The sequence below is a fragment of the Candidatus Gracilibacteria bacterium genome (assembly GCA_028687475.1).
Lineage (GTDB): Bacteria > Patescibacteriota > Gracilibacteria > BD1-5 > UBA2023 > STC-74.
The window spans coordinates 162,314-178,284 of record JAQUAB010000001.1; the positions used below are offsets into that span (position 1 = coordinate 162,314).

15 protein-coding genes and 1 pseudogene are annotated in these 15,971 nt (G+C 39.4%); 5 read left to right on the forward strand and 11 right to left on the reverse strand.

The features are described 5' to 3' along the window. Positions 1-666: 666 nt before the first annotated feature. Complete coding sequence (locus PHY14_00815) at positions 667-2,601, forward strand: hypothetical protein (protein MDD2693456.1); 1,935 nt, start codon at positions 667-669, stop codon at positions 2,599-2,601. Positions 2,602-2,701: 100 nt separating this feature from the next. Then, positions 2,702-3,685: a MoxR family ATPase gene (locus PHY14_00820; protein ID MDD2693457.1), complete on the forward strand. Its 984-nt coding sequence runs from the start codon at positions 2,702-2,704 to the stop codon at positions 3,683-3,685. Here PHY14_00820 and PHY14_00825 read toward each other — a convergent pair. Beyond that, the gene (locus PHY14_00825) at positions 3,682-4,302 is read right to left on the reverse strand and encodes a hypothetical protein (protein ID MDD2693458.1); all 621 of its coding nucleotides are present in this window, start codon (positions 4,300-4,302) and stop codon (positions 3,682-3,684) included. The genes PHY14_00820 and PHY14_00825 overlap by 4 nt on opposite strands. Positions 4,303-4,428: 126 nt before the next feature. Between PHY14_00825 and PHY14_00830 the strand changes: the two genes are divergently transcribed. Genes PHY14_00830 through PHY14_00840 form a run of 3 tightly spaced genes read left to right on the forward strand, consistent with a single transcriptional unit; the run spans position 4,429 to position 6,608 of the window. Continuing rightward, positions 4,429-5,382, forward strand: a complete 954-nt coding sequence (locus PHY14_00830) for a TerC family protein (protein MDD2693459.1) — start codon at positions 4,429-4,431, stop codon at positions 5,380-5,382. Between the two features lie 55 nt (positions 5,383-5,437). Then, on the forward strand, positions 5,438-5,836 hold the full coding sequence (locus tag PHY14_00835) for a hypothetical protein (protein MDD2693460.1): 399 nt from the start codon (positions 5,438-5,440) through the stop codon (positions 5,834-5,836). A 16-nt stretch (positions 5,837-5,852) separates the two neighbouring features. After that, entirely contained in the window at positions 5,853-6,608 is a 756-nt protein-coding gene (locus PHY14_00840; GenBank protein ID MDD2693461.1) for a hypothetical protein, read from the forward strand. Positions 6,609-6,659: 51 nt separating this feature from the next. Here the strand turns inward: PHY14_00840 and PHY14_00845 are convergent, their stop codons facing one another. The 10 genes and pseudogenes from PHY14_00845 to PHY14_00890 form a co-directional block, all read right to left on the reverse strand. Beyond that, positions 6,660-7,823 carry an NADP-dependent malic enzyme gene (locus PHY14_00845; GenBank protein ID MDD2693462.1) on the reverse strand — a complete coding sequence of 388 codons (1,164 nt, stop codon included), beginning with the start codon at positions 7,821-7,823 and terminating at the stop codon, positions 6,660-6,662. A gap of 321 nt (positions 7,824-8,144) precedes the next feature. Then, positions 8,145-9,374 carry an epoxyqueuosine reductase QueH gene (locus PHY14_00850; GenBank protein MDD2693463.1) on the reverse strand — a complete coding sequence of 410 codons (1,230 nt, stop codon included), beginning with the start codon at positions 9,372-9,374 and terminating at the stop codon, positions 8,145-8,147. A 1-nt stretch (position 9,375) separates the two neighbouring features. After that, entirely contained in the window at positions 9,376-10,071 is a 696-nt protein-coding gene (locus PHY14_00855) for an NUDIX domain-containing protein (GenBank protein MDD2693464.1), read from the reverse strand. 84 nt (positions 10,072-10,155) lie between these two features. After that, a complete protein-coding gene (locus tag PHY14_00860; GenBank protein ID MDD2693465.1) occupies positions 10,156-10,716 on the reverse strand; it encodes an NUDIX hydrolase in 561 nt (186 codons plus the stop codon). A gap of 26 nt (positions 10,717-10,742) precedes the next feature. Further along, positions 10,743-11,345 carry a hypothetical protein gene (locus PHY14_00865; protein MDD2693466.1) on the reverse strand — a complete coding sequence of 201 codons (603 nt, stop codon included), beginning with the start codon at positions 11,343-11,345 and terminating at the stop codon, positions 10,743-10,745. Between the two features lie 152 nt (positions 11,346-11,497). Beyond that, a complete protein-coding gene (locus PHY14_00870) occupies positions 11,498-12,355 on the reverse strand; it encodes a hypothetical protein (GenBank protein MDD2693467.1) in 858 nt (285 codons plus the stop codon). Positions 12,356-12,469: 114 nt separating this feature from the next. Continuing rightward, positions 12,470-13,285 carry a hypothetical protein gene (locus PHY14_00875; protein MDD2693468.1) on the reverse strand — a complete coding sequence of 272 codons (816 nt, stop codon included), beginning with the start codon at positions 13,283-13,285 and terminating at the stop codon, positions 12,470-12,472. A 5-nt stretch (positions 13,286-13,290) separates the two neighbouring features. After that, complete coding sequence (gene nadE, locus PHY14_00880) at positions 13,291-14,151, reverse strand: NAD(+) synthase (protein MDD2693469.1); 861 nt, start codon at positions 14,149-14,151, stop codon at positions 13,291-13,293. A 337-nt stretch (positions 14,152-14,488) separates the two neighbouring features. Next, a pseudogene (locus tag PHY14_00885) lies at positions 14,489-15,094 on the reverse strand (NAD(+) synthase). Between the two features lie 154 nt (positions 15,095-15,248). After that, positions 15,249-15,863: a S24 family peptidase gene (locus tag PHY14_00890; GenBank protein MDD2693470.1), complete on the reverse strand. Its 615-nt coding sequence runs from the start codon at positions 15,861-15,863 to the stop codon at positions 15,249-15,251. Between the last annotated feature and the right edge of the window lie 108 nt (positions 15,864-15,971).

Below are 15,971 nucleotides of genomic sequence, written 5' to 3' on the forward strand. Positions count from 1 at the left end.
ATACCAAATATAACCATTGATTTCTCAAGAGTAAAAAATCCTGAGAAAACCACAAATTCAGAAGTACAGGATTTTATAAAGAATCACCCTCTAGAAACTTATACTTCTGAATGGATACAAAAATGTCTAGAAAATCCAGAGCAAGTACAATCATGATTCAGGTGAGAATTCGCACGAAAGACAAGAAAGTTACTTTTCTGAGCAAAATCAACTCACTCTCTTCAGAAAGAACTGGAAAACCTAAAATCCATATGAGCACCAAATGAATATACATCGGTTATTAAAACTCTCATAAATATCACGAGTAGCTCAGAGTTCTGAAAATATACTGGTCGTGGAAGTAAATTATTACAAGCAGCTACTTGACATTCTGGAGATACAAGAGTTTTTCAGGAAAATTTCAGAACTTTTGCCAAGCTTTCTGCGAGACAAAAAAAGGAGTTTACAAAAGAAGATTTTGATAGATTTTTCAGTGATCGTCTGCCTAATGAATCTGAAAAGAAGCAATGAGATCAGATTATTCAAAACTGGAAATTATCACTAGAGTCAAAAGAGACTAAAGTAGAAAAAATAAAGTTTATTAATGATGAATTTGGGAAAATCCAACAAAATCCCTATCTCTCAAAGGCTTTTAAAAGTTATATAGAAGTACGAAAGATGCCTCTTGTGCAATCTATTCAAAGTGCTCGTGAAGGTGCCTTTTGAACAATTTCTCAAGCATTTGCTGATCTCAAGTCAGAAAAGACACTTGACGAGGCAAATGCAGAAGCTGAGAAAAGAACCAAGGAAACTACTATTCCTCACTTTGTACACAATGACAATGGACAGTACAAGGTCATATCTATCAAAGATGTTGCCAACTGGTTCATAACTGACATACAAAAAGTCAATCGATGACTTTTCCAAAATCTTATCAAGGCGGATTCAAACTGGAAAGAATCTTTTAGAAAATTTATAGGAAACGAGTGAATCGCTGCAGTGTGACTGTATGTGAGTAAAACAAATCCCAATACCCAACTCTTCCAGTGAATAGAATCAGCAAAATGATTTTTTGTCGATACATATCGAGAAACTATCAAAACACAAAATGCACTTATCGAACAAAAGAAGATTCATCAAATTCCTGGAGATATTACAAAACTATTTTCTGATACTATAAGATTCTTACCAGAACTTGCTAACAATGATGAATTGCAATCCGCTCTCAAATCATGACACGTAGAGGTAATATACAACTATCTTGCGACAAAAGGGACGTCTAGTGAAAACGTGAAGAAAATTATGGAGTCGATTGATAGGGATATTAATAAAATAAAAATCGAATCTACAAAAGCAGCACTTTCTGAATCAATCAAATGGAGAAGAAAAACTTTTAACGATCTCCGAGGGGAATTCATTATCAATGAAGAAAACGAAAAATTCTTCAAGAAAATCTGAAACAAAAGAGTAGAAATCGATAACATCACTTCTGAAGAAAAGTCACTACTCCTCGCTCTCATCAAACCGCAAAGTGAACTCAAAAAATATCTCCAAAGTCTCCAGACACGAGAAATAGCAAGTAGAACCCAAGCATCTGCACATGCTGCCAAACAAGAAGCAAGTAGATATCGTCCTGATGAAAAAATCGGAAAACTCACACCAGAATGAGAAAAACGAGTGCAGAATGCAGCTGAAGTGTGAGTCCAACTCAGTCGTCAAGAGATACATACCAATCTCGCGAAACTCAATGATGATCCTCGTGATATTGAACTCCAGCGACAGATTTCGGAACAAAAAACTGCGGATACTGCTCGCGTAGCTGTCGCCGTGACGAACTACGTACAGAGTCCTTGAGTATCAAAAGAGGATAGTCGTGACCTTTTCAGAAAGATGACAGGAACTACCGTTTCAGATGAACAAATCGATAAATGGATTGATACACAAGTATTCCTGAGCAAATACGTCGAAGAAAAAAACTTCGTCGATATCATTGAGAAGAATGCTGCCTATATGAATCTCGGAGAAACCAAGTCTATCGGAGAATTATACGAAAATGGCAAACTCAATATTGCCAACATGTCAGAGGAAAGCGGAAGTGTGAAACTCGGAGAAACAAGTATCATGTGACAGAATTCGTTTGTTGGAATGAACGAACTCATGAACTGCCGTGTGGAAGTGGGTGATAGTTGAGTACTTTCTCGAACCATACGAACACCAGAGTGACAAATCATCGCGAAAAATATTCCTGTCGAAAATATACCAACAACGATAGAACAACTTGGTAGATTTTATGCTATCTGACTCTGACCTCTCGTTCCAAAAATGGAAAGAGTAAATGCCTACATCAGTAAAGTTCGTCCTGATGCTATCGGATGAACTGATGGAACCTATGGAATACGTGAAGATGAGAAATTTTTGAGAATTATGACAATTCTCATCTATGGACAAGAGAAAATCCCAAAAGAAACAAATATCCCAAATCTCATCAGAGTATTCAATCAACCAGGTAGAGAAAATAATCCTGCACTGATTCTCAAGCAAAAATGAATCCTGAGAGAAAGTGGATGAATCAATGATATAGCTCTCAAGGAACAACTGGAAACCGCCTCAGCGAAAATATAATCTCTCCTTCCCCAGAGAGATTTCTTTTTTGCAAAAATCCATGATTTTCATATTCTTTCATACATAATCTTGCATCTTTAATTTTTAATCTTGAATTAACGTGAACCCTGCTCTCACTCATATTCGCGAAACGATTCTCTCGCTCGAAAGTTCTATCCATGAGACTATTATCTGACAAGATATGCTCGTCAGGAACGTTCTCATTTCTCTTTTTGCTGGCGGACATATCCTCCTCGAATGAGTTCCTGGACTCGGGAAAACCCTCACGATGAAGACGCTTGCTGAGACTCTGGATTTTGCATTCAAGCGTATTTCTTTCACGCCTGATCTCCTTCCGATGGACCTCATCGGAACAGAAGTATACGATGCAAAACACGGAACTTTCTCGAAGAGAAAATGACCCATCTTCACTCATATTCTCCTCGCAGACGAGATCAATCGTACACCTCCGAAAGTCCAATCTGCTCTTCTCGAAGCTATGGAAGAACATCAAGTGACGATTGGTGACGAGACGATGAAGCTCGATGAACCATTTTTCGTCATCGCGACACAGAATCCACTCGAACATGAGTGAACCTATCCCCTTCCAGAAGCCGAGCTCGATCGATTCATGATGAAGATTATCATCACGTATCCAGATATCGAGAGCGAGAAGCAGATTCTCGCGACCATGACAAAATCGAAAGAAGTGACAAAAAAACCACAGATTGAGATTGGAGATTTTTGTGAGATGCGCGACTATATCCGAGAACATGTGCTTGTCTCAGATGTTCTCATCGAATACGTATCGAATATCCTCGATGCAACACGAAAACATAGCCATCCAGCCACCAACCTACCAACCTACCAACCCACTAAAGTACTATCATATGGGGCTTCTACTCGCGCCGGTATAGCACTCATCCGAACGGCTCAAGTTCTCGCACTCCTCGAAGGTCGCGATTATATCCTGCCTGAAGATGTCAAAACTCTGGCACACGATATTCTCCGCCATCGTATCGGACTCTCATATGAATCTCAGAAGCAAAATAAAAGCACTGATGATATTATCAGTGCTATACTCGATGAAGTGAAGGTACCTTAGGCGAGAGTTCTCAGTATCTCATCCGCTTCTCTCCGAGCCGCAAGACGCTCTTGGTTTCACGCTTCCTGAGCAAGATGCTGTTGTTTGTTTGCTTTCTTCTGTTGTTCTTCCTGATTTTTCCTTGCATCCTGAAGAAAATCCTGAAATTTCTCAAAGGCATCCTGAGTTTGTTCTTGTGACTGCTGTATTTGTTCTTGTGACTGCTGAAAATCCTGTGTTGTCTTCTGTGACTTTCCATCACCTGCGGCGATAATTCCCGCGATTTTCTCTCGGATTTTCCCGAATTCTTCGATTGCCTCCTTTTGATTTTTTCCATTCATATTCTGGAGAAGCTCTGTTTTTATGTCTTCGAGTTTTTGTTTCTCATCAACATTGAGTTTACTCACTTGAACTCCAGAAGCTTCCACCATTTTATCGAGACGCTTAGATGCAGCATCTTGGATATCTGACGTTTCATATTTTTCTCCACCATTTTTTGGCTTTCCGAGTTCGCTCGAGAGATCATCGAAAGCACGTTTTCCAGAATCAGAGAAATCGTCAAAACCCTCAATTCTTTTTTGTTTTTGTTCAAGAGTATCAATTTGCTCTCACTGAGTTTCTGGATTTCTTACTGCCATACTATCAATAATTAAACATTAAACATCAATAATTACCAAGATTCTACCACATTCTTCCCTTTCCTGTCAAAAATATTGCATTTTCTCGATATTACATACAATCCGAATATATATTCATTTTTTCTTATGACTGATATCCTAGCAACTCTTTCTTCCGATTTTGCTCATCTTGCTACTTCTGCAGGACTCTTTGCACTCCTCAATATCATCCTCATCGACCTCGTCATGAGTGGAGACAATGCTATCCTTATCGGAATGGCAACCAAGAAACTCAGTTGATCAGAACGCAAAAAAGCGATTTTTTGGGGGGTGGCTGGCGCAACGATTCTCAGAATCATTTTTTCGCTCGGTGCAGTCTGGCTCATGCAGATTCCAGGACTCGAATTCCTCGGTGCAGTACTACTTCTCTATGTTGTATGGAAGTTCTATCGCGAGATTCGTGCTCATGAACATCACGAAGAATGATCAAAAGAAGCAAATACTCTCAGTACTGCGATCAAGACTATCATCATCGCCGATGTCGCTATGTCACTCGATAACGTTCTGGCAGTCGCAGGAGCAAGCCATGGAAATATCGTCAATCTCGGAATTGGTCTCATTATCTCGATTATTCTCATGGTTGTTGCCTCTGGATGGATTGCCAAAATGCTCGAGAAATACCCTTCGATTCAGTGGCTTGGACTTTTTATCATCCTCTTCACAGCCCTCGAGATGCTCGAGAAATGATTCTCGAAAGTGGCAGAACCCGTTATTTTCTGAGTCCCAGAGTCGAGTATATTTACTCTTCTCCTTATTTTTGTTGTTGGTGGGTTCGCATTTCTCCAGACGAAATATCTCCGTCCAGATCACTCTGCCTTTGCTGATTGGGCAAAAAGAAATGGGAAACCACTCATGGTAACGATTTTTATTCTCCTAATTCTCGTGACCAATTTCGGTGGGCGAATCACGGAATTCATGAATTCTCATCACGGTTACAAATATGGATTCATCATGATATGTATTCTGGGTATTCTGGAAATACTGCGAATAGAAAATGAACCTGAGAAACATGGACTTCTCAGAAGATTATTTGAAAAATAGTTTACATTTATATAGTTTTATCTATAATCACAATCTCACTTGATTGTGATTTTTTATGGATACTATTTGCCCATCTTCTTCTGAAGCAGAAGTCATTCCTGAGGATATAAGAAATTTCTTAACCGTTCTGAGTTGTTCCTCAGATACACCAAGTATTCGAGTTCGTACGATAGTGCAAGAAAGAGTAGTCTACTCAATACCGAACCCAGATTGAGGAATCCCCATATGTGTAGGTGTCGAGGAACTTGCTAATTTCCTTTTTCCAAATATACAACATATATCACCATCTCATAGAGATGCTCTTGTACAAAAGACTCTCGAAACATGTAGCTACATCCTTGCATGAGTCAAGGAAGCAGCTATAGACGAAAATAATACTGATATGCGTTCCTGATGTGCCCGACTCAGAGCCGCATGTTCGAGAATCATACACGACCTCACCCCAATCCCTTAGTATTTACGAATAATCTATGAATTCCCTTACCGAAACACCGCCACGCACATACGAATCGGAAATTGTTCCACTCAGAGAAAAGATTGATGCAATTGATGCGGAGATAATAGCTATACTGCTTTCCATACAAAAACTTATCAAAAATAGAGAGCTCTGAAATGCATATATACACACTACTTTTCTTTGTGAAGAACCTGTTTCTAAATATCAGGGAGTTTTTATGACTGCCTTTCAGAACCTCCGAACTGCATATGAGACATGACTTATATACGATAGAACCGAACTCAAAGAAAAAAGTATTACAAAATATTTGGAAAAGATAGTACCTCTTCTTGATCAGCGATTCGAAGTTGTACGCGAAGTAGAAGTAGGGGCACTCAAGTGAGAATTCCACCAACCACCCATGGACGAGGAAAGCCGGAATCACGTTCTAGCAGATAGAAAGGAAAAATGGACTCAGGCATGATGAGAAGATGCTGAAATAATAATTCCTGCTATTTGGAATCCAATTCATAAAATAGCTCTCAAAATTGAGCAGGAAGAGCTCAAAGGAGCAGAACTAAAGCATTGGATGGATGAAAATGGTTTGCTTTCAGAACCATATTATGAAGCATGAGTACTTGAAACGCAAGGAAACCCGAAACCCGCATGATATGAAGTAGTCGATACAATGCAGAGAACCCTAGAAGGCTATCGTGAAATATTCCAGCCATCCACACAACCACAAACACCAATTGTCGACAATAATATTCCAAAAGAATTCTTTCATTAGTATATTATTTGATAATAAAAACCGCCTCTCACGAAGTGGTTTTTATTTCTTTTATCTCATCGCTTCTGCAACAACATCCGCCACTCACTTGTCGAGCGGATTCGGGAGAACCATATCCTCTGTCGGATGTTCGATATAGTTCGCGAGTGCGAGTGCTGCTGCCATCTTCATTTCTTCGGTGATGGACTTCTTTCCATATTTCAGCACTCACTTGAATATCCCTGGAAATGCGAGAACATTGTTGATCTGATTCGGATAATCCGAACGACCCGTTCCGATGATACGAGCTCCAGCCTTTTTCGCTTCTTCTGGCATAATCTCTGGAGTAGGATTGGCGAGTGCGAAGATGATGGGATCAACTGCCATGGTACGAACCATTTCTGCAGTGAGTGCACCCGCAACAGAAACTCCGACGAATACATCACGACCAAGAACTGCTTCAGCGAGACCACCACGAATACAAGATTTACTTTCTGGATGCCAGATACACTCCGTATTAGTGATATTCGAAATCATTTCTTTCACCGGATTCATCCCATCTTTTCGACCCTGATAGATAGCACCTGTTGTATCGACCATGACGATATCCTTCACGCCATACGCAAGAAGAAGCTTCGTGATCGCTACTCCGGCCGCACCGACACCATTCACAACAACGCGAATTTCTTCCTTCTTTTTTCCTGTGATTTTGAGGGAATTAATCAGTGCCGCAAGCGTCACTATCGCAGTTCCGTGTTGATCATCATGCATGACAGGAATATCGAGTTCTGCCTTGAGGCGTTCCTCGATCTCGAAACATCGTGGTGCAGAAATATCTTCGAGATTGATGCCACCGAACGTATCAGCAATATTCTTGACTGTCCGAATCAATTCCTCCACATCCTGTGTTCCAACAATAATCGGGAAAGCATCGACTCATGCGAATTCCTTGAAGAGGACACACTTCCCTTCCATGACGGGCATCGACGCCTTGTGTCCGAGATTCCCGATTCCGAGAATCGCAGAACCATCAGAAATCACCGCGACTGTACGAGATTTGAGCGTGTAATCATACATTTTCGATGGATCCTTGTGAATCTCACGACATGGCTCCGCCACTCCAGGGGAATATGCCCAAGAGAGATCATCGCGAGTCTCGAGCGGAACGATAGACTCCATTCGGAGTTTTCCTTGATATTTCTTATGAAGTTCGAGCGAACGTTGGTAGTGGTCCATAAATGAGAGTTTTTAGTATGTAGTATGTAGTTTTTAGAAAGGATTCTTGTTTATTGTCTCTTTTTTCATTCTGCTTCTTCCTTATGCGAATTTCGAATATTGTGTCCACGCGGATTTCCGTATAAAATCACAAACTGTTTGACGACCATCGGGAGGAGTTTTTGTGATTTAGGAAATCAAGTGGGAAACACATACCGAAATGAAGCATGGAAGACTCCGAAAGACTTTTGGTACTTTTGGTCTTGCAAAAGTACATTCTGTGTCCGATTATAAAAATATTCGCTGAGAAAGCAAAATAAAATGAGAACAATTCTCATAAATTTATCCGGAAAATCATCAATCACGTATCGAGTACACACATCCGCAATAATTTTGTCGATAAATTCCATGTTTGCGCGTGTATTCTACCGATTTTTCGAATCCACCTCGCTTGCGAAATGGAATATCGAGAAATTCGAGGTGAAATCTTTCTGCGTATTTTTTTCCGATTTTGAAGAGTTTTTCGAGATCTTTTTTCGGACTTGTATTCAGTGAACTCGTATAGTATGGAATTTTAAGTTTTGCAGCCAGCTTCGCTGCTACATACATGCGCATATCATAACAATTCGTACACTTCTCCCCTTTCTCAGGCGTATGTTCGAGTCCACGAATCCGATGGAAAAAATGCTTCACATCGTACGCTCACTTGATGTACGGAATATTCTCAATCTCACAAATCTTCACGAACGCCTCATACCGCTTATCGTATTCTTCTTTTGGCTGGATATTCGGATCATACCAGAAACATATCACATCATATTCATCACGAAGCTGGAGGATTGGCATGGTAACATCCGGTCCGCAGCAGACATGTACAAGAATCTTCGGTTTTTGCACCAATTTCGGACGATAGAGTCGATTCTCGAGAATGTACTGAGAAATCCGCGTCGAAAGTCCTGGAATGACAAATTTCGGATTCTCATCGAAAAGATGTTTCAGTGTTGTGTATTCTGGGATGATTTTTCTGATTTCTGTCGAAGAAATATCAGGAATATGAGAATCGGTAAAGAACTCGTAATTTTCAATTCACAACTGTTTCATTTTGTCATTCTCTGAAAGAGAATCTCTTTTTACAATGAACAGATCTTCGCTTCGCAAGGATGACAAAGAGTTGGAACTACGAGGTACAAACAGTTTCCGAATCACTTTTGCAGCATATTGTTCCTCATCCCAACTTGGCATAGAAGCAATTGTATCTGTTCCAAATACATGAATAATATTATCTCCATATTTCTCTCGCACATACATATCCACATCATACGTGATCATCTCATCTGTGAATGTATCGAGAAAATAATAATCAGCAATCACCCGAGAGTCACTGATTTCTTCGATAAAAATATCACACATTTTCTTGCGATATTCATCACTCACATTGTAGCTCTTATCATTTCTTTTCCCTGAAGGTATGATGATGATTTTCTCAGGATTCTTGTAGTGAAGCAGTGCTCGAATAATTGCAGAATGTCCAGAATGTGGCGGATCGAATGCGGCACCAAAAATATAAATCATACTATAGAATACCAACTATCTTAAGATCTGTATCAGAGAAAGTATACAGTTTAGCTGGACGCTTGGAATTCTCTGTATCATATTCATCAAGCTCAACAATCATATTCAGTGAGAGTATTTTTTTTCGAAAATTACGCTTATCAAAAGACTTCCTAAAAATAATTTCATATAATTCTTGAATTTCCCGCAAGGTAAATTTCTCTGGCAATATACTCTTTACTACATTTGTATATTCCATCTTCCACTTCAGTCGTTGATATGCATACTGAATAATATCTGCATGATCATATGCAACAGTATCACGAGAAACTTGATCATATGGCATAAGTGAAACTTTGGTGAGATCAATCATGGAAAGAAATTGTCTTGCTCCAGCAAGTGTATAGTATGAACACGATACCACGTCTCCTCGATCGTCACGACCAGGGGCTGAAAACGTATAAAGCTGTTCTTTATAGACTCACTCAATATTCGTATCTCGCTTCAGAATACGATCTGCTGCCCCCTCAAGAGTCTCACCTCTTCCGATAATACCACCAGGAAGAGTAAGTTTACCATGTGCCCATTCATTCCGACCAGGAACAAGTACAACACAGAGTTGATCCTTGTAGACAGTAAATAAGACAATATCTACTGCAAGCACAGGAATGGAGAGATTAAAAATATCATCAGTATACGTTGGATGAAGTGTGGACATAAAGTGTATAATTATACACTTATTATATATATAAACTATAAATTGCAATCAATTTTACTTTTTTCAAAACTCAACCATCCCCCTTTATCAAAACACAAGATACATCATTGCAAGCATTTTTGGTTCGAGGATATTTCCTCTTGCCAATTCAGAGAAGATAAATGATCTGAAATTCTGCATAGGTACAAGAATTCGTTCGATATACTCATCCTGATCTAGGGTAAGAATATCGGAAACTCTCTCACAGTTTCGCGCTACAAATCCATGTACTGTTTCATTCGTCATACCAGAGGATGAAGAGAATTCAGCAACACGAGAGATATTATCACACACATATCCTGTCTCCTCTCTCAGTTCAGCATGTACTGCATCTTCGAGGGTTGCATGCTTTCCTCTCTCAGCACATCCAGCTGGTAATTCGAGTTGCACTCTATCAAGTGGAGCACGATACTGACGAATCATAATAATTTCTCCAGATACCGTAATCGGAAGTACTGATACGATTCAAAATACCTTGTTTGCATTTCTTTCCACTACCTCATATGGAGTTTTTTTGCCATCTGGATGAGTGAGCTCGAGTTGTTGCAATGAGAGAAACTTCCCTGCTTTGATAGTATATTTTCTTGTAATTTCTGGTGTTTTCATATATTTAATTGTAAATAGTACACTTATTAAAATGCGTGAAAAAGTCGATTTTGGAGAATGAAATCACAAACATTTGAATGAATCATCTGTTGTATACTATCGAGTGTCTTTGATTCTCCTCGTAAAATACGAGCTACTTCTTCTCGAACGCGAGTACTCGAATGACCAAGTGAGTGATACTCTAATTCACTATAATTCGAAACAATTCATTCTGGAATAGCATATCCAGGACGAGCAATGAATACCTTTGGCAATCGATCGGCAACATATCCTGTTGGATCCCATCATCGCATCCGTGGTGCTACATCAGATCCAAATACCTGGGGAATCTCTCTACCGTATTTCTCTTCAAGATACTTTGCTTGATTCAAGGTAGTTGTGGGCATATCCCCATAAAGGAATGTAGTATCAATAATTGCACGCTTTCCAAATTCTTCCGTAGCAAGGCGAATCATCGATTCCCTCTCTTTATCCGTAACATCACTATAATCCTTATCATCTCGCTTTCCAGTAGGAATAATAATTACCTTTTCTGCCGTACTCTCAAGGAGCTTTCCGATGATTCCAGTATGATCCTTATGAGGAGGATTGAATGCTCCACCGTACATTACCATTTCATGTGTCTTCATATACTTTTTATTAAGTGTTATATATACACTTATATATTCATATTTTCTTTGAAGTCAAATTTATTTATGTATACTTTACACTTATTGTACAAATCTTATGAAACGAACGAAGTCTTGTGATAATCGGTGCAATTGTTTCTGCATCGAGATGCTTATTTAATTGTTTCTGCATCGAGATGCTTATTTATCTGACCAAAAATACCATGTTTTTTATCTGCTTCTTTGAGTCCATGATTGTCACTTCAGAATGTTACCATACCCCCTGTTCTTCGGACAGTATCCACAATTGCATCCTTCCATTCTGGACTCGCGAGTGCATTTACCTCATAATTATGGATTCCTGCATCTGAGATAATCGGGACAATTCGTTCTCGAAAAGCCTCTATCCTCTCAAAGTTATTTGTTGCACCATAATCCCTTATCAACTTTTTAGTGCATGAGAAATTCGGATGAGCAATCGAGAGAATAGCCCCTTCACTCTCTGCAATTCATGCAATTACATCGAGTTCCGGCTCATATCGAGGAATTCTATGATATCAAATTTCTGCATAATCACCATTTTCACGCAAACACTCTCGCATAAAATCAAGTTCCGAAGTAACAGTGCCACTTGTAAGATCAGAAACCAATTCTAGTGTCTTTTTTTGTCTCCAGAGGTACTGGGCAATATGCCAATTCGTGGCACTCTCTGGAGACATCTTCGAGGCTACTATCCAGGCAAAAAAATCCGTTTCATTGATGGGAAATCATCGAGCCTGCAACTTCTCTATCTGCCCACGAATCTTGTATTGTCTTTTCGTAACAATATCATTCACAATCGAACGAATCTGTTCAGAAAGAACTGGAGCATAGCATGTTACATGGAGAGAAAGATTCAGTGCATCACTGTGGGCTGAAATTGCTGTTGCCCAAATTGCTATGAATTCATAGAGCACGAGCTCCTTCAACAAAGCCTGGTGAAAATCTATCATGATTCGTTGTTGCCCAAACACCTTTTTTCTGAGGATCAAGTTCAAGTATCCCTACAATTCTCTCCTCATTCGTCAGTATACCATCCGAATCGGTTGTATGAAAGTGGAGATCAGAGTAGAATTTTTCCATAGATATCATAAAATCAAAAATTATTATTCGAGTGTCATTCCTTGTTCTTCGTAGATTTTTGCATCCCAACGCTCGCGATATGATTGTTCGATAAAAAGTCGTACTCACCTGGATGCACGCTCTATCACGAGTTCAAATGGACGAGATTCCATAGAGACAATTCTGCGATTATCCACAAGGATATCGATAGGGGCCTCTCGGGTAGTATCATTTTTGATACGAACTCGCCCCTTATCTGGGATTACCGTCGAGTGAAAATCACGAGGAAATGTATTCCCGAGTGGAGTAAGTACATTCAAGTTAGCATTGTGTGGAAGGATTACTCCACCATAACTTCGACTCCATCCAGTAGAACCCGCGGGTGTCGATATCATAAGCCCATCTCCCGAATATCGTTCGATAATCTTGCCTCGTTGAGCAAATGAAAGATGTACTGAGCTCGCATCACCTGCGCGTGTTACATAGACCTCATTAAAAGCATGTCCATGAACATGTTCCTCCCCTATATGTACATCAGCATGAAGAATCGGATATTCCCGTGCTGAGAAAAAGAGCTCACCCTGATCAAAAATACTCTGATCATGGAGAAGGAATCATTTTGTACCAAAATTTATCCCAAGAATAGAACATTCATCTCGATGAGCTTCTTTTGCTACGTGTACAAAAAGACCATCTCAACCAAGCACAATATAAGCACGTTCTTCTATCGATTCTTGGAGTTTTCGAATATTCGGAGACGCGAGAAACTCCTGTATCTTTGCGATATTTCGAGAACGAGAATCATAGAAAAAAGACAGGTGGCCTCGTTCATCTTTGAGTGTAAATTCATGTTGATTCATATACGTTATGATAAAATTTTATTTTTGATTGTAGCATAATTTCGAGAAAAATGCACTCCATTTTGTGATTCTTCAAGGTCATACCCAAAAGCCCTGCGACTCACGGTCAAAATCGGTGGAGCCTGAATGCGCTTGAAGTAAGATATCTTGTAATTCTTCCAGATACGTTCGAGATCTGTGATGAACGATTCATTGGTAGGAAAATATCCATCTGGACCCACTATCTTTCGAGGAGCACCGATAAGTGTATCAAGTTCTCATTTTAGAAGCGCTTCAAGAATATCAGCAGGATCTCGTCGCATCTCGATAAGTTGGAAAAGGAGTTTATCGTGATATTCAAAGATGAATGGATCTCCCTTTCCTTCATCTACCGCTTGATCATGAGAAAGTTCTGCGGAAGGTGGAATATCACAGATTCGACTCAATGTCGGAAGCTGATACTTCCCTGCGAGATATCTCGCAAGTTCGAATACCTGTGTCTTGTAGAGATCGGCTATTGGCGCAATCGAACCACTCACATCTCCATAGAGGGTTGCATATCATTGTGCCACTTCGGTCTTGTTTCCGTTGTTCGTAAATACAGCACCGAGTGAGGCAGCTACTCCTGCGAGTACACGAGAACCACGATCACGAGCCTGTATATTTTCAGCCACAAGCCCCGCAGTCGATACTCCAAATACTCCTTCAATCTGTGCTCGAGTATAGTCCACACTTTCTTGAATCGGGATAATCCTATAATCCACACCGAGTTCCCTGGCAAGATCTGATGCGAGTCATTTTGTGGTTGCTGAATTGTATTCACTCGGCATATTCACCGTTGTTACATTTTCTGGACCAAGAGCGAGTACAGCAATTGTAGCAACCACGGCAGAGTCTATTCCACCTGAGAAGCCCGATGACAACTTTCTTCTGTCCGATACGGTTCATAAAATCCTGAAATCCCGTCATAAGAGCCATTGCTATCTTCTCGATTTCTGTTTCCCCATTCGTAATTGTTTCATCCACCTGGTATACTCCAGCACGAAATCATGGTGCCTGAAATATCTTTTTTCCATCATGATACACGGGACTTGCTCCATCGAAGACAAATATATTTTTGCCGTTATTTTGTACTCAGGCATTATTTGCATAATAGAGATCAATTCATTCACTCTGACGTGCAAGGAGTCTATCACGCTTCGATTGTTTTCCGATACCATACGGCGAAGCAGAGACATTTACAATCATATCAGCTCCATTTTCTTTGAGGAGTTTTACAGGTTTCACAACATAATCATCATCCCACATATCCTCACAGATAATCACTCCGATTCGACGCCTCACACCATCTATCACCATCTCAAATGGTTGATAATATTCCTTCATATCACTGAGACCCTTCCCTTCCTCGAATGCTAGATCCCGAAGTGAAGTAAAATGTCGCTTGTCACGGAATTCACGATAGTTTGGCATGAGTGTCTTAATAATAGAACCATCACCAAGCCCCCCAGGAACAAGAATCCCATTCTGTGCAACAAATGCTGCATTGTACTTACGGAGACGACCATCTTCATTCACTCTATTCGCATCGGTTTTTACATTTCCCCAGATGGTACCAAGGGCAAGACGACGAGTCTCATCGATAATCTCTGCATTCATATCTTCACATTCTCGGACGAATGTGTCATTCTCCCACTCATCCCCGAGCATATATCCTGGAAGTGCAAGTTCAGGAAATATCACGAGCTCACTTCCCTGTTCTTTCGCGAGCGACATATCTTGCTTCATCTGTCTGAGATTCTTTTCTGGTTGTCCTGCTTGGACATTCATCTGTGATATGCTAATCATATGCAATATTGTTAATTGTAAATATTACACTTAATATAGAGGAAAAATAGAAGCAAACGAATCTGGCTATTTATTAAGTGTTATATATACACTTATATCCTTTTCGATTTAAAAGTCAAAAGAAAAAGTTGAGAATTTAGACTATATATGTGCCTTTAGGGAAGGTTTTTTTCACAATTCAAACTACATGATTCTCGTTATCTTCATCAAGAACAAAATCTTTATGTTCATTATTAAAGGAGCGCAAAACAACTTTTCCTCAATCACTAATCACCTTCTTAATCTTGGGAATACCGTCATTAACTATAAGAACTTTATCCTCTGGGTTATATCATTCTTGTACTTTAATCAGTACAAAATCTCCATTATCAATAAATGGTTGCATTGAATCACCTTTAGCTCTTGTAATAAAATACTCATCCTGTAACATCGGATTAATAACATCTTTATCTACTGGAAGTTTCTTTTTTGGATATTCATCTAATATGGCTTCTCCAGCATTTCCACATTGAGCAAAGCCAAAAAATGGAAGATAAATCTTATTATCATTCTCAGATATCTTTGCTACTTGGAATCATCAAAAAGGATTTCTTTTGATAAATCATCATTTTTCTAATTGACTCAATTTATCTTGCACCTTTTGTGGATGATCCAATCAGACCTCATTACCAATATCCATAAGAGTAAAGGATTCGTCGGTATTACTACTGAGAAATGCTAGAATATTTTTATGAAAAGAATTGAGAATCATGGTGATTTTTTGTGAATTATATGAAAATCCCCCTTATTTACAAGTTTATTTTCTTGAAAATAACAAAATAGGAAAATCTCTGAAAAATGTTTTGACTTTACTTAAAAA